General features: G+C 65.8%; 15 protein-coding genes and 1 pseudogene. 9 read left to right on the top strand and 7 right to left on the bottom strand.

The window, feature by feature from the left end:
* The first annotated feature begins 36 nt into the window (after positions 1-36).
* Complete coding sequence (locus ACIREI_RS26510; protein WP_403337500.1) at positions 37-978, top strand: IS5 family transposase; 942 nt, start codon at positions 37-39, stop codon at positions 976-978.
* Here ACIREI_RS26510 and ACIREI_RS26505 read toward each other — a convergent pair.
* The 3 genes and pseudogenes from ACIREI_RS26505 to ACIREI_RS26495 form a co-directional block, all read right to left on the bottom strand.
* Positions 970-1,484, bottom strand: a pseudogene (locus ACIREI_RS26505) (hypothetical protein). The gene ACIREI_RS26510 and the pseudogene ACIREI_RS26505 sit on opposite strands and share 9 nt — an antisense overlap.
* A gap of 120 nt (positions 1,485-1,604) precedes the next feature.
* A complete protein-coding gene (locus ACIREI_RS26500) occupies positions 1,605-1,901 on the bottom strand; it encodes a hypothetical protein (protein ID WP_403337497.1) in 297 nt (98 codons plus the stop codon).
* 407 nt (positions 1,902-2,308) lie between these two features.
* Positions 2,309-4,345 (bottom strand): helix-turn-helix domain-containing protein, encoded by a 2,037-nt coding sequence (locus tag ACIREI_RS26495; protein ID WP_403337494.1) that lies wholly within the window; start codon positions 4,343-4,345, stop codon positions 2,309-2,311.
* Positions 4,346-4,500: 155 nt separating this feature from the next.
* On the opposite strand from ACIREI_RS26495, the gene ACIREI_RS26490 reads away from it, so the two are divergent.
* The 4 genes from ACIREI_RS26490 (at position 4,501) to ACIREI_RS26475 (ending at position 8,795) form a co-directional block, all read left to right on the top strand.
* On the top strand, positions 4,501-5,691 hold the full coding sequence (locus tag ACIREI_RS26490) for a hypothetical protein (RefSeq protein WP_403337492.1): 1,191 nt from the start codon (positions 4,501-4,503) through the stop codon (positions 5,689-5,691).
* 160 nt (positions 5,692-5,851) lie between these two features.
* Positions 5,852-6,715 (top strand): hypothetical protein, encoded by an 864-nt coding sequence (locus ACIREI_RS26485; protein WP_403337490.1) that lies wholly within the window; start codon positions 5,852-5,854, stop codon positions 6,713-6,715.
* A gap of 39 nt (positions 6,716-6,754) precedes the next feature.
* On the top strand, positions 6,755-8,047 hold the full coding sequence (locus ACIREI_RS26480; RefSeq protein ID WP_403337487.1) for a hypothetical protein: 1,293 nt from the start codon (positions 6,755-6,757) through the stop codon (positions 8,045-8,047).
* 148 nt (positions 8,048-8,195) lie between these two features.
* Positions 8,196-8,795 (top strand): hypothetical protein, encoded by a 600-nt coding sequence (locus tag ACIREI_RS26475; RefSeq protein WP_403337485.1) that lies wholly within the window; start codon positions 8,196-8,198, stop codon positions 8,793-8,795.
* 54 nt (positions 8,796-8,849) lie between these two features.
* Here the strand turns inward: ACIREI_RS26475 and ACIREI_RS26470 are convergent, their stop codons facing one another.
* From ACIREI_RS26470 to ACIREI_RS26455, 4 genes are all read right to left on the bottom strand, one after another.
* Positions 8,850-9,290 carry a hypothetical protein gene (locus ACIREI_RS26470; protein WP_403337482.1) on the bottom strand — a complete coding sequence of 147 codons (441 nt, stop codon included), beginning with the start codon at positions 9,288-9,290 and terminating at the stop codon, positions 8,850-8,852.
* A 722-nt stretch (positions 9,291-10,012) separates the two neighbouring features.
* A complete protein-coding gene (locus ACIREI_RS26465; protein ID WP_403337480.1) occupies positions 10,013-10,732 on the bottom strand; it encodes a hypothetical protein in 720 nt (239 codons plus the stop codon).
* A 31-nt stretch (positions 10,733-10,763) separates the two neighbouring features.
* Positions 10,764-11,897, bottom strand: coding sequence for a hypothetical protein (locus tag ACIREI_RS26460; RefSeq protein ID WP_403337477.1), 1,134 nt, complete (start codon positions 11,895-11,897; stop codon positions 10,764-10,766).
* 351 nt (positions 11,898-12,248) lie between these two features.
* Positions 12,249-13,304 carry a hypothetical protein gene (locus tag ACIREI_RS26455; protein ID WP_403337474.1) on the bottom strand — a complete coding sequence of 352 codons (1,056 nt, stop codon included), beginning with the start codon at positions 13,302-13,304 and terminating at the stop codon, positions 12,249-12,251.
* Between the two features lie 661 nt (positions 13,305-13,965).
* On the opposite strand from ACIREI_RS26455, the gene ACIREI_RS26450 reads away from it, so the two are divergent.
* Genes ACIREI_RS26450 through ACIREI_RS26435 form a run of 4 tightly spaced genes read left to right on the top strand, consistent with a single transcriptional unit; the run spans position 13,966 to position 22,791 of the window.
* A complete protein-coding gene (locus ACIREI_RS26450; RefSeq protein ID WP_403337471.1) occupies positions 13,966-16,068 on the top strand; it encodes a hypothetical protein in 2,103 nt (700 codons plus the stop codon).
* Positions 16,065-18,320: a hypothetical protein gene (locus ACIREI_RS26445; RefSeq protein ID WP_403337469.1), complete on the top strand. Its 2,256-nt coding sequence runs from the start codon at positions 16,065-16,067 to the stop codon at positions 18,318-18,320. Before ACIREI_RS26450 ends, ACIREI_RS26445 begins: the two co-directional genes overlap by 4 nt.
* 20 nt (positions 18,321-18,340) lie before the next feature.
* Positions 18,341-20,518 (top strand): hypothetical protein, encoded by a 2,178-nt coding sequence (locus ACIREI_RS26440; RefSeq protein WP_403337466.1) that lies wholly within the window; start codon positions 18,341-18,343, stop codon positions 20,516-20,518.
* Positions 20,519-20,559: 41 nt separating this feature from the next.
* Positions 20,560-22,791 carry a hypothetical protein gene (locus ACIREI_RS26435; RefSeq protein WP_403337463.1) on the top strand — a complete coding sequence of 744 codons (2,232 nt, stop codon included), beginning with the start codon at positions 20,560-20,562 and terminating at the stop codon, positions 22,789-22,791.
* Positions 22,792-22,803 lie beyond the last annotated feature (12 nt).

Genomic DNA, 22,803 nt, shown 5'->3' with positions numbered 1-22,803 from the left:
GACCAGCGCGGTTGCCAAACTACCCAGCAACACACCATGACTTCTTCGCCCCCTCAACGCGGGCGCCACACCCCACCCCAAATTCACGGCGTCCACTCCAGCCACAAGATTTCCACAAGATGCGCAGAGTTAACGTGGAGTTACTCAATTTGGTCAATCCTCCGTGTCGCAGGTCACATTCAGGCTGTACGAATGTGCCTGACCTGCCCGGATGATCCTGCGGACCTTTGGGTCGCCGGGTGGCGGACAGATGACGCTGACCTAGCCAGAGGACCAGCTCCCGATGCAGATCCAGGTGTAAGTCAGGGTGAGCTATGGGCTGTTCAGAAACCAGGGGAAACGCATCCAGATCACGTCGACAACCATGTCGCCGCCGCCGCAGTCGTCGTGGCCGATTCGCGCTCAGTACAGGCCTTCTTCGCCCGCCGGCGGGGTACGGGGCTGGTGAGCGAACTGCATGAACGTCTGCACCGGGCGGTCCGCAGGGCTGCGGGCCGTGCACTGGAGCCGAGTGCTGCTGTCATCGATTCCCAGTCGGTGAAAGCGGACGCCACCGTGGCTTACGACTCTCGGGGATTCGACGTCGGGAAGAAGATCAACGGGCGCAAGCGGCACCTGCTCACCGACACCCTCGGACTCCTGCTGGACGTGCTGGTCACGCCGGCGTCCACGACTGACCGGGACGCCGCCCGCATCCTGCTGCCCGCGGCGAGGAGCCGTTTGCGAGGACTTTCGCGGATCTGGGCCGACGCCGGTTACCGCGGCCACCTCCAGGACTGGACTGCCCAGCACCTCGGACTCGTCCTCGACGTCGTCCGCCGCTGCGAAGACGTCCGCGGCTTCCAGGCACTGCCCCGCCGCTGGGTCGTGGAGAGATCCTTCGCCTGGCTCCTGCGCAGCCGGCGTCTGGTCCGGGACTACGAGCGACGCACCGACACCAGCGAAGCCGTCATCCGGTGGTCGATGATCTCACTCTGAACCGCCGCCTGGCCGCCCGACAGCACCAGCATCCTGGGCCTGCTCCGATGTCGGCAGCGTGAACCGTCCCGGCTTGACCTCCGCCAGCCAGCCCCGTTCCACCAGCCTCTTCAGACGTGCTCTCGCACCCTCGACGCGGGAAGTGAGGCGCTGTCCCAGCCGAGCACCACCGCCGCCCGACGGGCACCCAGCCCCTCGGCTCCCGCGTCCGCCGCGGCAGCTATCACCGCCTGGTAGTCCACCGACAGGTCCTCGATCCCGGCCGAGTTCTCCCGGTGAGGCACCGCCCGTCGCGGTCCGACCGGCCTCTTCCGCGATACCCCGACGGCCACTGCGGGCGCCTCCTCCTCGGCCAGCGCCTCCAGATACTGCTCGAGACCGATCACCCGGCGCCTGAGGACCTCTTCCGCGTCCGCCAAGTCCGTCCGCACCCGCTCCAGTTCGGCTTCGAGCTCCTCCACTCGCACCACCGCGGCCTTCCGCCGGGCCTCCAAAACCGCCCGCATCGACGGCATCCGCCACCCCCACAACATCGCGGCCAGCAACGAGCCGAGACTTCCGCGACACCTGCGATCACAGGCCTGACCAGCGGAATCCGCACCCGGGGTTCGGAAAGAGAACGACCTCTAAATGTCCGCCGACCCGGTGGGGAACGCCGGGTGGTTGGCGAAGAACTGCGCCTCCGCCCGCATCCAGTCGAGCTGTTCCAGTGCCTGCTCGGTGTCGTAGTGGTCGAGGTGCACGGTCAGCCGGCCGTACGCCTCGCCGAGCATCCGATGATACTTCGGCCGCCGCTCAGCCTCCTCGAACCGAGCCTGCAGGAACTCGTGCCAGCGCTCCGCCTCCGCCCGCATCCGGTCGACAGCCACCCCGCCGAAGAGGGTCCGCGCCTGCTCGGGCGTCATGATCCGGGCGTCGGCCACGGTCGTCGTCCTTCCTGAAGAGGGGGGGCGGGCGTGGTCGCGCCGTCCACGACGACAACGACCAACCCGCTCCGGACGCACGCCCCGTCACCGCAACATCGAGCTGGCTCCCTCCCGTCGCTTTGGCGGGGATGACGGACGCCCGGAAAAGATCTTGGAGGAGATGTCAAGAGAACCGGCCCCCGGTCCCTCTCCAGTTATGTACGGCCGCGGCCCCGCCCCGGGGAGCTGAGGAGCCGCACACTGGAGGAGGTTGCTCAGTGGAGTTCGTCGCCATCGCGCTGTTGAATGCGTCACCACACAGAGCACCGAATGGCGGACTGCTAAGGGAAGTGCCGCCACTCGGCGGACTCAGACTGCAGAGACGGAGACCAACCCGTCTGAACACACCGTTGATGCGCTTGGCCTCACGTGGCGGCTGTCGGCTGCTGCTTGCCGTCGCGTGGGTCCTGACTGCTTTGGTCGGGTGCGGGCGGGTCGGTGGCGGAGTTTTTCTGGAGGGCGGCGGGAAGGTCACCGATCAGGTTGATGGTGGTGACACGAGGGCGGGCACCGACGCCGTTGAGAGCAATAACTGACGCGATCCCCCACATGATCGCTGTCAGGCCTGCGGCTGTGGGCCGCGCGGTGGCGGGTGTGCCCGCCCACGTCATCCAGACCGTGGCGGCTCCCCACAGGGTCCAGGTCAGGCGTGCTGCGAAAGCGCGGGTTGAGGCGGACAGCAGCGCGATCGCGATGCCGCCCGCCAGCCACAGCGCATGGGCGGCCTGTGCTGTCAGGGGCAGTCCGTGGGTGTGGATGGCAAGGAAGTGGGTGACGGGCTGGCTGATGGTGGACCATACGCCGCCTGCATGGTCCGTGAGAGGACTGAAGAACCTTTCGAGGACTGCCCCGATGGGGATGAGCGCGATGAACGCGAAAGGCATGAGGCAGAGCAGCAGCCACCAAGGGGTGTGGGGGCTCCACGGCCGGCGCAGGAAGGCTTTGACTTCATCGACGCGGGCGTCGAACCATCGGCCGTCAAGGATCTGGATCCACCGCTGCCGGGCCGGCTGGCGCTGCTCTCCGAGAGGCGTTGGGGTGGATAGGGCGGGAGCTTTGAGGTCGGCTTGCATGTCGGCGAGCGCGGCACGGAAAGTTCGGGCCAGGTCGCGGTCGTAGCCGAACACCGTGACCAGGGCCAAGGTCATGGTGCCGGGCAGCGTGAGATAGAGCCACCACAGATGGTCTTCGCGGGCGAGTGATGTCGTGTAGCCAGCGCCGACGGCCGACAGCGCTGCGGTCAGACCGCGCAGCAGCCGGGGAGTGAGATCACCGAGCAGGATCGGCAGCTGCCGAGGCGGCGGTTCCCGGCGGAGGACGGCGCGCAGCCAGGGCCACGCCACGGCGCCCCAGCGCCACGGGTCGATGGCCAAAAACACGCCCAGCATTACGACCGGGGCGGTCAAGAGGTGCCAGGCCGGTGCGGTAGCGACGTGCACGGCCGCGCCGCTCATGGCCAGCACGCAACCCAGGGCGCGTCCCAGAACCAGTGCGGAGGCCTGCCAGCGTTCACTGCGCCGTACCACCCGGCTCGTGGCGACGGTGGCCGCAGCCACCCCGAGAGCGTCGGCTGCCTCTCCCCGCAGCGCGCGCCCCTCATCCAGCAGGCGCCGCGCGGTGCGCAATGCTTCCGCCGGATCGGCGAGCAGCGCCTCTGTATCGAGGCCCGGCCCCTGCTCCGGCTCAGCAGACTCGGCAGGCGGCGAGGAATCTGGGTCGAGCAGCCGCAGCAGAGCGAGTTCTTCTTCGAGCTCCAGACAGCGGCGTCGTGCGGTCGCGGCCAGTGCTTCTGCTTGATCGCGTGCCTGCCGGGCCTCTGTCAGGTCCTTCTGCGCCTGCTCGAGTTGCTGCATCACCTGGGTGAGCTGTTGCTCGATCTGCTCGCTGTTGTCTTCGTCCGGGGTGGCGGCCAGTTCCCGGATACGAGCGTCGAGGCTGCTGTTGAGTGCGGTCAGCATCACCACCAGTTCCTGAGCGGTCGCCAACTCCCTGGCGAGCCGACGGCTTTGCTGGTCGGCCTGGGATAACCGGGACCGCCCGTCGTGCATGTAGCGGGCTACCGCGGAGTGGGCACCGGCCGGTTCCTGCCGCACCGCCACCTGGGCGGAGGGGGGATTGGCGGCGCGCTCCCACAAACGGACTGCTTCCGCCTTCCTCTGCTCCATCTCATGCGGGAACGCGGTCGCCTCGACGAGCCGCACCACGACATCCCGGGGCGGGACAGTGCCGCTGTAGTGGTTGCCGATGCTGGACCGCGACCAGTTCAGCTCCGCCGCGAGCTCCTTGTAGATCTTGCCGGATCGCTCCCGCAGCCCGCGCAGGAACTCCGTCAGCCGCCGCGCCTCAGGTGTCTCCGCCCGGATCGGTGCCGGCTTACGCCCTCGCTTCTTGCCGTCGGCCATCCCTGCCCCCACCTGCACAATGCCGTTGTCCTGGACATTGCCAACAATGTCCAGAGCCGACCTGCGCGAACCCTTCCCGGCCCGTGTGGACAATTCGCGGCCGCCGCATGCTCGAGGCGAACCGCTCTTCCCCGACCTCGTCTTGGAGCTCCCCCATGACCGCGAAGACCGGCACCCGCGCCCCCGCCACCCAGCCGTCCGCATCCGCGTCGGCCCTCACCGCACGCCGACCACGGCCTCGCAGCGGGGACGTTGCCCTCGACACCAAAACAGGCCTTCTGCTCGACCTCACCACCCTCGCCAGCCCGGCCCCGCAGCTTCCACGAGGGCGAGCCCAGGGACGCTACCGCTGCCTGGCATGCGGACTGCCCCTGGAGTACTGCGCCCCGCGCACTCGCCCCGACTTCACCGCCCGTTTCCGCCACACACACCACGACCCGGACCGCTGCAACGCCAGCCCCGCACGCCAGGCCAGCGTCCCCGCAGCCATCCGCAACGCCCACGCCCTGGCCGAACAGCTCCACGCCACCCAGCCCGGTGCGCGCATTGAGCTGGCAGTCACCACCGTCACCGACGGCAACTGCCCACCGGTGCTGGCCCTGCGCCTGCACTCCGACCAGCAAAACACCACCATCCACCTCGCCTACGCCAGCGATCTTTCCCCCCACCAAGCCGATCAACTGGCGCACACCGCCCGCGACACCACCACACGTCACTGGCTGCTGTACGACCGCCTCAACCCCGCCCACACCCGCGACATCGGACACATCACTGTGCGGCCCCACCGGCAGAACCAGCGGCTGGAGCGCCTCACCCCCACCCCCACCCAACGCCGCCTGGCCACCACCCCCATCGCCGTGGCCTGGCGCGCCCAAGGACTGCTTCTGGTTCCCTTCGGCGGACACACGGTCCTCCACGAACCCCGTATCGGAGAAGATTGGACAGGCCCAGCCGCGACCTACCAGCGTGACTGGAAGATCAGCCACCCCCGGCCGGCACCGGACGCAACCTGGTGGGGCCTGATACCCCTCCCACTACGAGCCCTGACTGCTCCCGCCCTGCTAGCCGCCGCGACGCAGACCATGACCGGCCTCGAGCGCGCCCAGCACGGCCGCGAAAGCTACCGGCGCGCCCAAGCCCGCGCCCAGTTCACCCGCGGCCGAACCCAGCCCGCTGTCCTGCATGCCGTGACGCCAGCACGACCGGCCACATCGGCAGCCGGGGGCATGGCCGAACCATCGACTGAGCCCGCACCGGTTTCGGCACCGCCCGCGCCGATCTCTGATGCGCGGCCGCGGCTGGCACGGCTGAGGAAAGCCGTGCGACGACTCTTCCGCCGGCCCTGAACCCTCAACGACTGCGGGGCCCGTTCCAGGCCCCGACACACTTTCGGCAAGGCCGGACGGCACCTCCCGAACACTATGACCGGTTCGGCGACGTGCACCTCCCTACGCTGCAGCAGGAGCAGCATGGCGGACACGGTGTTGATGAGAGGAGGAACGCCTTATGGAGGTGGGAGAGCGGTGGGCCTACCGAATGGCACCGCACCACGGCCCGGTCGAGGAGGTCGAGGTCCTGAAGATCGGTACCCAGCGCCCGCTGCGGATCAAGGTGCTCTTCGTCGCCGAACAGGCCGAGGGCCGTGAGGAATGGGTACCGTCGGCCCGGCTACGCATCCGGTGGCAGGACAAGGACGCCTGGCTGGCACACGAGAAGCGCTGGAGCGAGCTGACCAAAGACAGCCCGGACGACGAAGACACCGCCTTCCGAGCGATCACTATCCTGCACGATGAGCACCTCTGGGAGGAGCTGGTGTCGTTCGGCGTCAACTACCGCGACCGCGGCGTGCTGTACATCGAGGACGTGCCCGCGCTGGCTGGCCTCCTCGACGTCCCCGAAAACTTCTTCCGCACCGATCCGCGGGCCTTCAGCGACAGCGAGGGCACGCTGATCGCGCCATGGCCGACAACCCTCGAGGTGGCATGCCTTCTGGCCCGCACCAAGGCAGACCACCTCGTGACCCTGCTCGATGAACAGGAACGGCAAGCGCAGCGCGCCGCGATCCACGGCCGTTACTACCGCGGCCGCGGCAAGAATCCCGGCACCTACATCAGCCCTGAGATCTGCGCAGAGGTCGACCGCAGCTCCAAGCCGGCACGCGACCTGCTGCGCCAGTGGTGCGGCACCGAGGCGGTAGAGAGCTTCGAAGAGCTGAAGGCCCTGCGGGCGGAAGTGCTCCGCATCGGCAAACTCATGGAGCAGGCCATCGGCTGTCTCCGCCAGACCGGACAAGCCAAAGCCGCCGACCGGTTTGAACGCGAACTCGGCATCCCCCTCGAAGCGCTGCGCCAAGCTCCGCACGAAGACTGACCCTCTGAACCATCCTCGCAGCACCCACAGGAACAAACCGTGGCCCGTATCAAGCTGAACGAGCGCCAACTCGACGTCCTACGCCGCATCTGCCACGACAACACGCCCGTCACCTCCGACGACCCCGGCCTCGCCGCGACCGTCTACGCCCTACGCAACAGGGGACTTGTCACCACCTCGTGGGCCGACGGACGCTGGACCGCTGCACCCACCGAAACCGGCCGTCAGCACCTTGCTCAGATCGATCCAGAACCTGCACCACTTCCAAGAACACCTCGCTCATCGGCGAAAACAGAAGCGGCCGAGCTGATCACTCGCCTCCAGCAATCCGGCGGCACCTTTCACATCACCGACCCCAACCCCGCGGAGCGTGCCCACTGGCGCCGCATCCTGCACGCCGCCCGCGCCGGCCAACTGATCCCCGACGGCCACCATCTGCGGTACAGCGGCCGCGACAAAGGCGACCTGATCATCACCCTGCGCACAGGGCCCCCGCCAGCGCGCACGACACCTGCAACAGACACCATCGCCGTCCCCGACCAGGTACCGCCAGATCGCCTCCACATCGTGGCCAGGGACGCGCCCCTCCCCGTCTGCCCCGACTGCCAGCACCGCGCCCGCCGCATTCTTCACGCCCTGTGCCTCGCCGCGGAAGACAGGAACCTCACGGTCAGCAGCCCGGCCCCCGATTCAACGGCCAGCCTGGTGATCACTGCCGCCAAGAGTGCATATCCTCTGTTCTTCCACGAGGGCACCTACGAGGTCCCCGACCCCAGCGGCGTGAAGTACGCCTGGCAGCGAGTCACGGCGCGCACCACACGCCCCTCCCATCAACTCGAGCTGAGCCTCAAGCACTCCTACGCGCACCCAGGCCGCCGCTCCCACTGGGGAGACCGGCAACGGTGGCGCCTGGAAGACAAACTCCCCGCCCTCCTCCGAGAAATCGCCCATCGCGCCCACACCGAGCACGAGCGACGCCTCGCCCAGCAGCGCAAAGAGGAACAGACACGAGAGCGCTGGCTGGCCGCGATGACGCAAGCCCGCACAGACCTGATCGAAGACCACCGGCAGAAAACCCTGCGCACACAGGTCCAGGCCTGGCATGAAGCCACCGCTATCCGCGCCTACTGCCGCGCGCTGGAAGACCACCACGGCACCTCCCCCGACGCGGTCGCGGCGGTCACTCGATGGATTGCCTGGGCCCGGACCTACGCCGACCGCATCGATCCCGTACCCCAAAACCCAGGACTACCGGATCCTCCGGCGATCACACCAGAGGACTTGCGCCCGTACCTGCATGGCTGGAGTCCATATGAGCCCAAGCGAGCATGACAGAGCTTCGGCCGCGGCCGGCATGCAGCTGGCGCACCGCTTCCGCCGCCATCGCCGACGGAAGCTGTCAGCAACGGCTCAATGTGGGTTCTGGATCACTTTCAGTGCCGGAGCCACGGAGGTCACGACAAGCGGGATATGAACGGCCGTGGGTGATGCGCTCCTCCGGGACCTGTGGTTCCCCAACGCCGAAGGCGTTTTGATCGAAGACGTCGTAGTCGATGACGAGCTGGTGATCGTACGGGCCAACGCGTCAGTTGAGCGTGCTGAGTGTCCCGCCTGCGGAACGCTCTCGGCGTTTGCTGAGCAGGCCGACGGGCTGACCTTCCGGCACGGGCGACGCAGTGCTGGGCTACAGGCGGTGCTGCAGCGGCTGGCGGTCATGCTGGCCGGCCGTGCCGGCGCCCGCCTGGCGCACGCGCTCGCCGTGCGGGCGAGTCGGTCAACGCATCTGTGGCTGATACACCGCCGGCCTGCCTGCCAGGCCCATAGGACAGACGTCACCGCACACGCGGTCAACGCACGATCGTGCCCCGTCGACTCAGCGGGACGCCGTCCAACGCACCAGCCAGCAAGTTCCAGCGGCGGCGCTGCCGCCGCCTTCGCCCCCCGAACGTCATGCCTCGATGATGCCCCGAGCAGGCTGGGGAACGACCAGGATGAAGCTGAAGTGCTGATGGGCTGGGCAGGGCCGGTGGGGCTCGACTCTGGGATGTCGGCCAATGTGCTGGTCAACCGGCTGCTCTAAGTCCGCGACGACGCCGTGGGCGCTTGGAGTGGACGGTGTCGAACGACTCCACCATCAAGTCGCCGACGACTCTGCGTCCGCGTCTGTTGGTTTCTCGTGCGGGTCTGCGTCCTCAAACCGCGATGTGGGAATGTCGTTCCGCTTGGCGACGACTCTGTAGCTGAAATCTCCGTCACCCGTTGATGTTTTAGAGCGAACTTCAAATCCGGTGTTTGTTCGCGCTGCCACGTAAAGGGAGTTGCTGTCTTCGTACTCCGTGATGAAGACATGGTATGGGTCGTTGCTGGTGATAGATGCGAACGCTTCGTCAAGCATAATTTTAGCGTGACCATTGACGAGTCGCCCGAACCCGAAGTCTTCAAACCAGCTCTCAGGGCTTTCGATTGCATACAAAAGCCGAAGGGTTCCGTCCGAGAACTGGACAGCTGCCGACTTGGAGCCGGTGACTTGGAGGTTCCCGTTGATCAAAACCCGGCCGTCGAAGCGCCCCGCCAAGCCTGAGCTCGAAGCGGCCCAAATCCCAAAAGCCTGGGGGCCGATGTGACAGGCTGCGATAACGCCGTTGCCGTTAAAGGAGCTAGAAACACCGTGGACCCCAGCACCTCCCTGGCCTGTCCCGGTTCCAAAAACACCGTTACCATTCGCCCCTTGGCACCTACCGATAGCACCAGTGCTCGTGCCGGAAACGTCCGCTCCGGCGGTGATCCTTGTGGCGTGCGTCTGAAACCCGATGTTAGCCGGCCCCAAGGCGATGAATTTGTAAAGGCTGCGTCACTCTGCTGGAACGTGGTGTAGCGGATATGTAGAGGCTGCCATATCTCAGGGTCGGACGCCTCAGGCTCCAGGGCCATTTCGGAGGTGGCCAGCCAACTGTCATCGGCTGTTCGCACTGTCACCTCTGCGGCTCGGGACTTTGAGGTGCGTACCGGCAGACTTCGGTGAGGCGCCCGCCGAAGAGGTTATGCGATCTTGGAAAATGCGCAGCGACTGTCCTGGGTGACTGTCTTTGCTTCTGATGGCGGACCAGGGCACGCTCTGTGCCCTCCCCTCGTATTTCCGAACCTTTCCCTTGGCGCTCCGCGCCCATGGGATAGCCCACCCGCGCCCACCCAAATGCCGCGCTCGAAACACGGCGGACACCCTCCCGCAAGTGATCCTGAACAGGTTCGGCTGAGCACGCCAAAGACGGCGCCCTTGTTCGGCAGACAGGTATGCCATCAGCTATGGTGCGGCGCTGCCTTCTCGACCAAGTATCCGGCGTGGCTTATGCCCAGCAGTGTTAGAATTCCTTCAGAAAGGTCAGGGAGTTCTTTTATGGCATCGGGACGCGCTGCCAGAGTGTCATAGAGGGATGACGCGTATCCCAGGAGAATGACGAGTGTGAAGAAGAGCACCTGAACCTTGCCAATGTCTACATAATCCTTGTTCGATACCTCGTCCCCGGAGAACAGATCAGAAAGGCTTGCTTGATCGGCACTGGGGTTGGTCGCGAGCAGGTTGGCTCGTGCGGGGGCTGCTGCTCCAGCAGGGGAGGGCGGTCCGGCTTTGTTGCTCTTCACCAACACGGATCCAGCAAGGGAAGTAGCACTGATGCCTAGCAGTACCCAAACCTGTTCAGGCACGGTGATGTCGACAGGGTTTTCGCTACCCTTGTGGAAATTCCATTTCACCGCCGTGAGGAGCGCAGAGAGAATCGTGATGCTCCACATGATCAACTGAAGTCGAGATGCGCTCATGCGGCCGCGGCCGTCGATCAGTGCACCCGCCAAGACTCCGCACACCCCCTTGCCGACCGCAGTGATCAGCGCCAGGAATAGCACAGCGAAGGTTAGCCAGGCGCCACCCGACTGAGGCTCCGGCGTCAAGAAGAGGATTACGAATAGAATGAGTAGAAGGCAGATTATGCCTGTGTGGATCTTACTCCAGGTAGCAGGCATAAGGGGCTCCTCAAGATCATTGTCGCAGTAATCACCGAGGTAGTGGTGCGGGCGGTGCACGGAATGTGAGTCTGAATTTCAATGAGGAAAGTTTATCGCTGAAATCACGGGTGCCAGTGATCTTGGCGAGTTTCGGGTCGGGGGCCGCTCGAAGTTGGTGTTGCTTCAGACTGGCCACGCGTACATGCAGTTGCGGTCCCACTTCAAGCTCCAATACCCCTTCATGAGTTTGCAGGCGAGGTGCCGCATACAAGGTGACACGCGTTCCTGGCGGGCCCACCAATAGCAACGATGATGTCCGGTCCTCCCAAGTCAGATCGATTCCGAACGGCCCGTCCTCGATCTTGTGGTTGTTTAGATCTCTCACCGAACCGTCGTCGCGGCTGCTGATCAGCCTCACTCTTCCGGTACTGGCGGCCCGGCGTAGTGGACCAAGGGTCGACAGGACTGAACCCAATCCAGTGACAAATCCCAACAGTGTCGTGGCAACTTCTACCTTGTCCCTGAGGCCCCCAACCAAGTCGTCAATGCGCCCGAGATGGCCGCCGGCGCCAGTCAACTCGTCGAGGGTTCCGATGGGTGACCCGGGCGGAACGACGACAAGGGCATTGCTGTCAAACGCGGCGTCTCGGAAGAGCACCAGAAAGGTCGGCACGAGAAGCGGCTCGATGCGTACCCGGATCGGCGGCACAGTCCGCCTACTCTGCACCACACCTATTTGCGGTACCGGCACTGCTACGGTTGCGGATACGGTAGCCGTGACCGTGCGGTCCAACGCTTGCCCCTGGGCGTTGTCGAGCCGTTCTACGACTCTCGGCGCAAAAGTCAGCTCGACCGCATCGCGGCTCAGTTGCTTGATGGACGCCTCTGACCCTGCAGGCCCGGTCGACCAGGTCACCTCGATCGTTACCGGCAGAGCGGTTCCTTCGGTGAAACTGGAGACGGCTGACTCCGCGCCGACGAGAGAGCTTGCCGTCGGGGTACTGGCAAGAGCTGGCAGTAACACGGTGGGATTGGCTGGGAGTCCCTGCAGACTGAGCTTCACAGGCTGCCGTTCCGGTGTCACCACCAGTGGCCCAACCGGCAGTCTGACGGCCTTGAGGGCTGTATCGAGCTGCTGCTTGATGTTCCGTCTTGCCTCGTCGAAAATGCCAAGATTCACCACGACAGGAGCTGTGAGCGGCTCTAGGGGGGATGCGGGAGCGATCACAACGCTGTGCGGTGGAGGCCCAATCCGCGTTGGCATAAGTGCCATGACTTCCTGCGTAGTCCACGTGGTCACGCTCATGGTCGTCTCAGATCCGTCTGCGGAGCGGAGCGCTACCGTGCCGGGCACGGGGCCGAATGCAGTCCCTGCGGGTGGGTCAACGAGCCGCAATCTCACGGTGCTCCCAGGCAGAGCTGGATTCGCCGTAGTACCTGGGATGACAGACAGGAAACCGGACATGGGAAGACACCTTCTGCCGTACACATCGACGGAGGGTGGTGAGCCTCCATCGAGGCACGCACGAGGTCGCTATAGCGGTGAAGTCAGACTGATCCGCAGATCCTGCTCGACGATGGAAATCGGGGTGGCGACCGCGACTTCCTGCGGGCTGTGCTCATCGACGTAGCCGCCACCGTGTAGTAGCCCGACGATACGGTTCTGGGTGTCTACGACTACCGAGCCCGAGTCTCCGTGGTCCGAGAAGGAGACGGAGAGAATGAAGTCGGGCTTTACCAGAAACTGGTTTGTCAATCTCCGCATCGTCGTTGGCTGGCCATTGAACGGGTTGTTCACGGGCGGAAAATTGGGGCAATCTACGAGGTAGGAGCCCCGCAGTTGGTCGTTCTCCGTTGTCACGATGCCGAACGTCAGTCCAGTCGTCCTACCACGCTTGCGTACCTGCATGCCGATCGATTCCGAAGCGGTACCGGCAGTGACGCCTACCTCGCTGATCTCCGCCAGTGCGGGCACTTCGATCGTACACACGGCCGCATCCGCAGTGCCCTCGAAAACCTGTTCAGGGTAGGCCCAGCTGGCGAGAGCACCCACACGGTCACTCGGAATCACGCCGAGAGGCCCTGGCTCAGGCTGCATGATCTCGTCACCGAACGCTCGGTTGCTGTCGAACGCAAGGACGTGATGGTTAGACAGACCAACTAGAATGGGTGGATCGGTCTCCGTGGTGCGAGCCAACGCCCCCAGCGTCCCGGCGTGAAAGCCCTGCAAACCCATGCGGGCGCAGCAGACCGACACACCGCCCACCAGCGGCCGGTGCTTGCCTTTGTCAGGGAGCGTGGCAAGAGACCGAAAGCTGCGCTGGAGCACGACAATAGGGACAGGGAACTGGGCCAGGGTATCGTTGAGCAGCGGCGGTACTGCCGCTGCGTCCCGCACGAAAATGCGGATAGCGAGATCCTCGGGGTCGGCAGCTCCCTCGTCACGGAATCCGATATCGATTCCGGTCACTTCATCAAAGAGAAACACATCTGAAGTGAGAGTCTGCTTGGCTGCGATCAACTCGGGAGACGCGGGCATGAGACCTCCCAGCGCACCGGTGGAACCTACCTGACGCAGTGGCTCTGCCACGCTTCAGGAACTTCTCCCACCCCTCTTTCAATCTGTCACTGCTCACCCACACGCGCATCTCTGGACGGAGCTTGCGGTCAGCCTTCTACGGAGCCGACCGTCACGCTTGAAGCAGTGATGCCCCATCACCACCCGAAGCCGCTGAGTCCTACCAGGCAGCTGCGGTCCTTCGCCACGCTGCTGAAGTGGCATGACAGTGAGAGACCTTCAGGTTGCTCTTGCCGCCCGCCTCAGTGCCGCACGAAGTGAGCCAGAGCGCCGCGCTGTTCGTCGCGCGCGATCTGCTGGGCCGGTACCTGACGCGTCGATGTACGGGCGACGGCGGTTAAGTCCAGGTGCTGGAGCGAGAGGAGGCCGCAGATGCGGGACCCGGATCCCTGTGTCACTCTGGGACTGGTGGAATGCCGTGACCTTAGGTCGCGCCCTCACATCCGTTCCGTTCTCGTGTTTCACGCGTAGGACTGGCGCACGGATGCGTAGCCCGAGCCACGGGGCCCGGGCGGGCGGCCTAATGCCGGTGCTGTCCCGACGAGTGTCCGCTCGGTGACCCCAGCGTGTGCCGCGGAGGCGTCCACGGACCGTGGAACTCGCTATTACGGCGGGGCACCGCGCTGCGGTCCGGGGGAAGCCTTGTACACGACTCCCCCGTACGGGAGGACCGGTGACGGAAGACGCTCAGGCGGTTGTAGTAAACGCCGGTACGACTGCCCTGAACCTAAACCTCGATCCAGCCGACGAGTGGACGGCCCAGATGCTCGGGCTCGACTCCCAGATGTTGCGCGAGATGGATCCGGAAGCGGCCATGGCGCAAATCAGGATGAGCATCGATTCGTATGAGCTCTTCCTGAGCAGCCTTGTCCCCGAGGCGCCGCCCTCTTCGGTTAGGACCGTCCGGGAATGGGTCGACCAGTCGCCTCTCGAACAGCTGCCAGGCAGAGTCCCCCACGCCTCATCCTCACCGTCCGACCGGAGCAGCGTGGCGGTCGCGGCGACCCCCACACCAGCGTTCGGTGATCTCTTCACAAGCCCGGACGGGGTGCTGCAGTTCGAGCTCATCCCTTACAACGTGGCCACCGATACGGATATACCGCTCGTTACCGTCGTGCAGGAGGACGATGCCGTAAAGCTGTCTGCCGTCCTTTGGGAAGAGGGACGTGAGCTGTCCACCGTGCTGCCGCTGCCGCATCTGGTTGGAGTCACACTCAGGTACCGGCTCCCCGTGGCGCAAGCCGGAGGCAGTGTTCTTCAGGAACTTGCCTTCCCTTCTGTGCAGTTTGGCCGTGACGAGCACGAGCTCATCGCCACGATGCCGTTGCCAGCCCCCACGCTCAGGCGGCAGGTGATCGCGGCTCTCTGCTCGGCAGAGTCCGAGACGTCACTGGTCGTCAATCACGGTGTGACCTTGAGTATCCCGACGGGCGAGATCCTTGAAGACGGTCAGGCTGGCTACCGCACTGTCCGCCTTGCACTTGACTCAGTGGTCCAGCCATCGCCCCTGGTTCTGCCCGAGGAGGAGCGAGCCCGGCTGGGCGAACGGTTCGGCGCGGTGCAGCCTATGGGCAGGCTCAGCGTGTTCCACGGCGACCGCAGCCACCCCTACTGGCACGATCCGGTACGACCGGAGCGCTACTACTTCCTGCCAGACCGCTTCCTGCTGGCCCGGCTCCCCGACGAAGGACACCGGCCCGCTCTCAAGATCCGCGCCACCAGTGCGGCAAGCGAGGCCGACCTAAAGTTCACTGTGGAGTTCTCGGCTCGGCCGGTTACCGAGGAGAGCCGTCTGAGTGCGGCACTGCCGACGCTCGAGGCGGATGCCCAGGCCTCGGGGGCGACAGTGCCCGTCCGCCTTGAGGTCCTCCCGGAAGCGCAGCCGGCGCTGCGGCTGGCACTGCCCCAGAACGGCGCTCCTTCGACCGCGCTGACGGAGAGACCCGCCGCCTTGATCGACTTGGAGCGCGGTCTCACCCACGCTGAGACGTTTGGGCTCGAGGACTTCCGCCTGGTCTACGAGGCCCTGTTCGGGGCTTCGCTGAGCCTGCTGCGGGGCGAGGTCCGGATCGCCGCTGGCGGTGAGGCCCCCGAGGACATACCGCTGGAGCTGCGCCTGGACCGCACGGCGGGAGGGGTGCTTGCGTTGGTGCCGGGACAGGCGAAGCCGGACGGCATCAGCGCGCGCCTCACCAACGTCATCGAGAGCACGGTGCGTGTCGACCACCTCACGGCGATGGCTCTGTGCGGCGCGGACCGTGTGGTACTGCGGGTGGAAGGTATCGCGGCGGGTACGCAACTGGCCCCAGGGGCTGGCCTGGACGTACGGCTGGCTCCGGAGAGCCCTCTGCCCGCAGCTGGCTTCGACGTGATCCGTCTCGACGAGACGGGCGTCGTGGCGGAGCCGGACCGCAAGGTCATGTGGGACTTGGTGTTCGACCGCAGGGTGCAGGCACACCTGACGAGGAACGTGACCGTGGAGGCGGTCCCGGCTCTGTTCTTGAGCCCTGACCGGCCTGGCGACCGGGTGGCCGCTTTCGTGGTGACCGTCGAGCACGGCGGTACGGTGCGCCTGACCGAGGATCATCTGTCGGCCGCCACCACTGTGCGTGTGCCCATCGAACCGTTGGTGAGCGGGGTCCAGGCGCCCCCTATCCGGTACCAGACGGAGACAGTCTGGCAGTCCGGCGGCGTTGGTGTGAGCCCCTGGCGGCAGACGGACCACACGATCCTGCTGCCGGTCAAGACGGTTCCGCCCCCGGGCGGAGGGCCGTGATCATGCTCGCGGGAGTGCCCGACCTGAGCAGACCTGTGGACTCGGTGCCCGGGTCGGCGTATTGGTCGTTCGGTGGAACGCTTGTCGTACTGGTCCCTGACATCCTGGGCTTGGCGCTCCAGGAGGACGGGTCTGCCGCCCTACTGCTCACGCTTCTCCGCCGCGGGAACGCGGAGAGCGGCCCGTCCGGTCGCTTGGACATTGGCTTTGCCGTCGACACCCCGCTCGGTGCGGTCGGAGAAGCCCTCGTAGCCCAGCGGATCCCCGCCCGAGTGGTGCCCGCCGAGTTGGAGGGCGGTGTGCTGGGTGTGTCGGCTCACTTCGGGGCATCGGAGCGCTGGCTGATGCCGCCGGCCGAAATCAGCCCCGGACTGCTGACGCGAGCGCACATCGTCGCAGACCTGGACGCCGAGGGCGCGGCGCTCGCCCGGCGTCTGGTCGAGCAGGGGACACTGCCGGTGCACGCGGTACTGCGGCTCGCGTTTCCTGCGGTGCCGTCGCGTATTCCCCTTGCGCTCCAGTTCACCCGGCGGCGTCTGGCCGAGGCCGTCGCCGAACGCCTCGGGAGGGAGGCGGTCGTCACGAGCCAGGCGCTCGCGGAAACACTCGATGCGCTGCTGGGCGATCCTGTTCTCACGGTGACCGGGGATCCCAACGCCGTCGACCGGCGGCTGCGGGCGGACATTCTGGCAATGCGCCTGCGGAGAGAGGTGGCGGCCCCCGACCTCTCGACAACTGACCAGTACCGCCTTCTGCCTGCGGCCGAGCTTCCGGACGACCCGCGCCGCGACGACCTTTCGAAGCCAGCGCAGATCACCGCCGAACGAGTGCTGAGCATGGACCCCTTCGCCGCAGCGCGACAGCTGTCCGGTGGCTCCGTCGAGCGCTGCCTCCGGACGGTCGAGGTGCCTCGCCTGCCGACCGGGCACCTCCGGGTCTCATTCACGGCCAATCTCCCGCAGCCCATGGCAGACCTCCTAGCGCTTTTCGCCGATCTGCGGATACCTCCGGCGCCTCCTCTGCGACCGCAGGAGGTCACGGCGGGCGTCAGGCTGGCTCCGCCCGACTGGGCCGCAACGGCCGACATCGTGCTGTCGCCAGGCGAACGACTCGCGGGAGAGGTGCGGTTGCGTGCGCTTCTCACCGACGGCGACGCGACGCTCGAACACGCTGGCCCGTGGCGGTCGGCGGCCACCGACCGGCTTCTGCTCGGCCCGGAATACTTTCCTTTGCCGCTGACCGTCGTTCGAGCCTCCCGTGCGCTCACCGACGTGGCCACGGTCACGCTCAGAGGCGCGTCGGGAAGGGTAGTGGGCCGGCTTGACGCGGCGACGCCCTTGCTCGCCGTACCGAGAGGACTCGGTCCCTCCGGGACGCTCCTGCTCGAGCCACTCGGTGCGGGGCAAGACATCGAGCTTCCGTTGGAGGACAGGCCGCGGATCGACCTGGATCCTGTGACGCTCCCAGGCTTCGGGGTACACCGGGCCAAGCTCGTCTGCCGTGCTGAGCCTGGTGATCCGCCTCTCCTGGTGGAATGGCGGCCTGAGAGCGGCGACCTGGACCCACAGGCGATTCGGCTGAGCGCGGAGCGGAGGGAAGCCGAGATCTCCTGGGTTGCGGTCTCGCCCTTCCAGCCGGGTTTCGTCTGGCGGCTCTCGCGTGGGAGGACGCCCGGACCGTGGTCTGCGGTCGTGATGCCGGCGGATGACCTGGTGCTGTCCGTGGAGAAGGGGGCAGCCGAGGAGCCGGTTGTGCTGGACGGCCTGGAACTGCGCCCGGACCCGGCGGATCCGTCGGTCTGGACATACGTACCGCCGGGGCCGTTTCTGGAGGCTGGGCCGGGTGGCCGTCCGGCGCTCGGCGTGGTGGATGCGGGAGCGGTGTCCTTCCTCCAGCTCACCAGTCGTCTGGACCTGCCCGATGCCGCACGGGATGTGCTGCCGTCTCGGCTGCCGGCAGGCGACGGCGGGGCGGCACCCTCAGTGCGGGCCGTCCCCGTGGCCGTGACGCGTGTCGCGGTGGAGACACGGCCCGCCGATGGCAGCTGGGCCACCGTGACCGAGGGAACGAGTTCAGGGATTCCCCCGTGGAACACGGCGCTGGCGGCGACGCTCACGGCAGAGCAGACCGACGCGGTCAAGGCGGCCATCGGCGGGGTGAGGGGCCGTATGCGACTGGTCAGCGAGATGACCGCGGGGGAGCGCACTCTCGTACACGAAAAAGACGTGGCCGACCTGCTCGACGCGTCTTGATCAACCTTCAGGAGGCAAGGATGCTTCAGCTGCACGGTGCCATCGACCTGCCGGAAGCGATGGTCTACACGGACGATGTCGACCAGCTTCTGGTGTATGTGCTGCCCAAGGTGCCGATCCTGCGGCGCGACGGCAACAAGGCGGTGTTCAAGTACGTGAAGTACCGCACCCCCAAGGAGATGGAGAACGGAGACATCGGCGCGGCACTGGTCTTCATGGACGTGGAACTGGCGCTGACCCCGGAGCAGGAGCAGTCGGTCCGCGCCAGACTCGCGGAGCAGCTCACGGGCCGGCGTGGCCAGGGCGCCCCGGCTGTCGACCCTCAGCAGATCGTCCTGTCGAAGCCCCAGATCACCGACGCAGAGGTCACCGTCGAAGTGCTGGCCGGGAGCGGCAATCTTGTCCAGAAGGTGAACAACGCGGGCCGGCCGTCCATGTACGGGAACAACGTGGTGGCCATCTCGGCCGAGCTCACCCAGTTCGGCGCGCCGGTCTTCGAGGCCGTCATGCGCAGTGAGGGTGCCGGAGGCGTCCGCATCATCTACCACATGGTCTTCGCCGGCCGGATGCCTCCGGTGAAGGCCGTCGGCACGTGGTTCGCCAGCAAGTTCTACAACTTCGTCCAGACCGTCGACTTCGAGGAGAACTTCTGGTCCGAGGACGACTTCAGCGAGCACATCAGCGAGGTCTTCACCAACTCCGAGTCCCGCATCGTCGAGATCGACCCGGGGGCACTCCCGGGCAACGACCCCGCTGTCGCCAAGATGCTGGAGACACTGCGGTCGTCGGTGACGCAGCAGCTCGACGAGGCGGTCAAGCGTAATCTGATCGAGGCGATCCCGGCGGAGAACCGTGACTTCTCCAAGATCCGGGAAGAGGACTTCGAGAACATCCGGCGTGACATCACGGTCAACAAGACCTCGGACGTGCACATCGAGTTCAAGGAGAACCAGGTCATCTCGGCTCACGTCCTTCCGCAGGCCAACATGCCCTCGCTGGTTGGCCAGGGGTTCAAGTGGGAGGACTACGCGATGGAGGTCGACGTCAACGATCCGTTCTTCCGTCGGCTCGGCGTCAATATCCTGGTGAACGCGGACTTCGAGACCCTGCCGATCTTCAGTGTGGAGGTGAAGATCGACTATCCGCCGCGCACTGCACGCGATGGTATCCAGACCTTCAGCTTTAAGAAGGCTGACGACATCGGGAAGTTCGAGGCCTTCACCGACGGAGGACCCACCGGATACAAGTATCAGTACGTGGTCAACTACAAGGGCGAGAGCCGAGTGTTCACGTCTGAATGGCTGGACGCCGACACCACGGAGCTCCGGGTCAACATCGACGAGCTCGGTATCTGGCTCGTCGACATCGAGCGCGGTGACATGAACTTCGACCAGGTCTCCCGAGCCGTGCTGACCCTCACGCACCCCGAGGTGTCACCGGGGGTTCCACCGGTATGTCGCTTCCAGATCACGTCGGATACCAAGGTGGAGCAGGTGAAAGAGGTCCTGATGCAGCCTGTGCAGCCTTACGGGGGCTCAATCACGTACTTCATGAAGGACGGACGCGAGTACGTGAAGGAGCTCAAGGGCCTCCGGGGACAGCGGTTCTACGTCGACGATCCGTTCTCCGCCAACGGGACGGTGCAGGTACGCACGCGCGGCGACTTCGAGCGGCAGATCGACACCATCTTCCTTGACCTCACCTACGCCGACGATGAGAACAACTACCGGCAGACCACATCGATCGCGCTCACCAAGGAAAAGCGCTTCCACGACTGGCAGTTCCCGGTGATCGACGAGCACAAGGGCACGGTGACCTACCGGACCATCACCACGTTCCGCGACGGCACGTCCGCCGACTCCGGCGAGCAGACGCTGACCGGCAGGACGCTCCTGCTGGGCGAGGACGCGGCGCTGCTGAACGTGCGGCTCATCCCGGATCTCATCGACTGGTCCGCGGCCAAGCTGGCCACGGTGGACCTCCACTACACCGACGAAACCCACGGCATCGACGAGGCGGAGAGCTTCACCTTCCGCAAGGACGGCCCCGAGCAGAAGTACGAGCTGGCGGTCCGTGACCGGAACAACCGCAAATACACCTGGAAGGCGACGTACTTCATGGCCGACGGGTCGAAGAAGGAGGCGTCCTCGCCTGGCCAGGTGACCGACGAGCAGCTGATTCTCCAGGTTCCCGCCTGAGCCGCCCACTCTGCTCTACAACGCATCCGGAGGGCTGAGCCATGCTGCTCGAAGCACCGCCGTACTACCTCGTCGAAGGCGTGTCGGTGATGCGTGATCACGCCGACCCCCTGCAGTTCTACTATCTGCCCCTGGGGCCCCGGTTCGTCACGCGGAGCGACGGCGGGGTGGAGGTTCCGCAGTTCCTTCTGATCAAGGATCGCTCCGAGGGGCATTCCGGTGGGTTCGCCGACTTCGACGTGCACCTCGGAATGCCGCCCGGCGGGCTGGAGAGCGTCCAGGGGCAGCTGCAGCGGCTGGCGGGCCTGGAGCGGCCGCCGCGCCTCGCGCCGGTCCCGGTGGTTGATGGCAGCGTGAGCCTGATGCTCTTCGGCGCGGGCAGCGACGGCGACACCCCCGGAGGGGCGGGCCCGGTGCAGGCCATCCGCCATGCAGCCAAGCCAGCCCTGTACGGGGACAACCGCGCGGCGTTCTCCGTGGAGCTCGACGGCCGGGGCGTGACGATCCTCGACCAGGTGATGGCCGGCGAGATGTCGCCCATCGGTGTCGTCTACAGCCTCGACTATCTGGCGCTGCGCCCTGCATACCACATACGGCTCGCGGTCGACTGGGACCGGACCCAGGACATCCTGGACACGACGTTCGGGCACGAGGGACTCTTCGACTCCGTACAGATCAACGACGTGTGCGAGCGTCTGGTCGAGGATCGCGTCATCACGCTCGAAGACGACACGCTCGTGCCCGAGGATGAGAAGAGCGGCACCCTTGCCCAGCGCAGGGACGCGGCGCTGGCCCAGGTCCGGGACATGATCACCGACGCGTTCTTCGAGAGTTCGCTCGATCCGATGCGCCGGCCGCCCGACGGCTGGGACAGGGCGAGCGAGGTCGTCTCTGCCTTCTCGCCACAGCGGACAACCCCGCTCGGCAAGTTCAGCTACCGCAAGACCCACTACAAGAGAGTGGACTCCAAACGGCTGGACGTGGACTTCTCGGAGCGCATCACGATCAAGCGCACCATGTATCCGCAGGGCCACCTCTCGGGACTCTTCGAGTTCCTCGCAGGCGGCGTGGACCGGTCGCGGCTTGTCATGAGCGTCGACGCCGACGACCCGTGGTTCCAGCGGCGAAAGGTACGGGTCGTCTCTCAGGCCGACGAGCGGGACGGAATCCGTGCCGTGACGGTCAACCTGACGTACGACGGAGAGACGAAGACCGTAGTGCTGGACAGCCAGCGGAGTGAAACCGACGTCGAGTGGCCGTCGCGCGTGGAGAACGGCCGTATGGTCATGCCCGTCGACCTTGAATACGCCGTCGACTTCAACCCAGTCGACGCCGGCGAGCGTCCCCACCGCCTGGCCTCGGATAAGGAGGTCGTCACGGAGGAGGCGAAGACCATCCAGCCGCGCGACCTGTTCTCCCTCGAGACCTTCCCAGTACTGACCTTGCCCAACTTCCCCTTCGACCGCTATCCGGTTGTAGAGGTCGAACTGCGCTACGACGACCCGGCGCACAAGATCCATCAAAGCGACCTGGTCCGCCTGACAGCCCAGAAGCCGGAGGGCTCGTGGCAACGGTTCCTCGTCGGGCCACCCGCCGGCCCCGTGCAGGCGCGTCTCACCTACCGCGCGTCTGACCACCGCGACCACATCACGCCGTTCACACCCCTCACCCGGCCGCAGGTGGACGTGCCGGACCCATTCCCCCAGCGCCTCAAGATCAACATCGTTTCGGTACTCGACTTCGCCCAAGTAGATCGTGCCTTCGTCGACCTGCTCTACGAGGATCCCGCCCACGACATCCGCGTGGAAGATTCCATCGAGGTCACCAAGGGCACGCCGCCGAGGCCCTTTATCGCCGACCGCGTCGATCCGACCCTCAACCGGACGCGGTACCGCGTCGTCGTCCTAATGCTCGACTCCACAGTGCGGGAAGGCCCATGGTCAACGACGGTCAGCAGCCGCATCCTCGTCCAGGCGGACCCGCGGGGGCACCGGTGTGTCACCCTGCGCTCACCGTCCGACTTCGCCGCCAAGGGACTGGAACGCATCCAGGTCGAAGCGCGCGCTAAGGACGAGGTCGCCCAGCTGTCCTTTGAGGATCGTTTCGATTTCACCGCCCCCGACGCCACAGGGGTCTTCGAGTTCGACTTCAAGGATCCTGCCGCAGACGCGTTCGACCTGAAAATCCGCCGGCTCTTCCGCAACGGTCTCTCGGCCGAGACGGACTGGAGCCGCTTCGACACGGATGCCGTCACCATCGCAGCGACGACGTAAGACCGCTTCAGC

The organism is Streptomyces sp. NPDC093591, from assembly GCF_044764885.1.
Taxonomy (GTDB): Bacteria; Actinomycetota; Actinomycetes; order Streptomycetales; family Streptomycetaceae; genus Streptomyces.
Note: the sequence above shows the minus strand (reverse complement) of the source record. Positions and strands in the feature narration are given on the sequence as shown.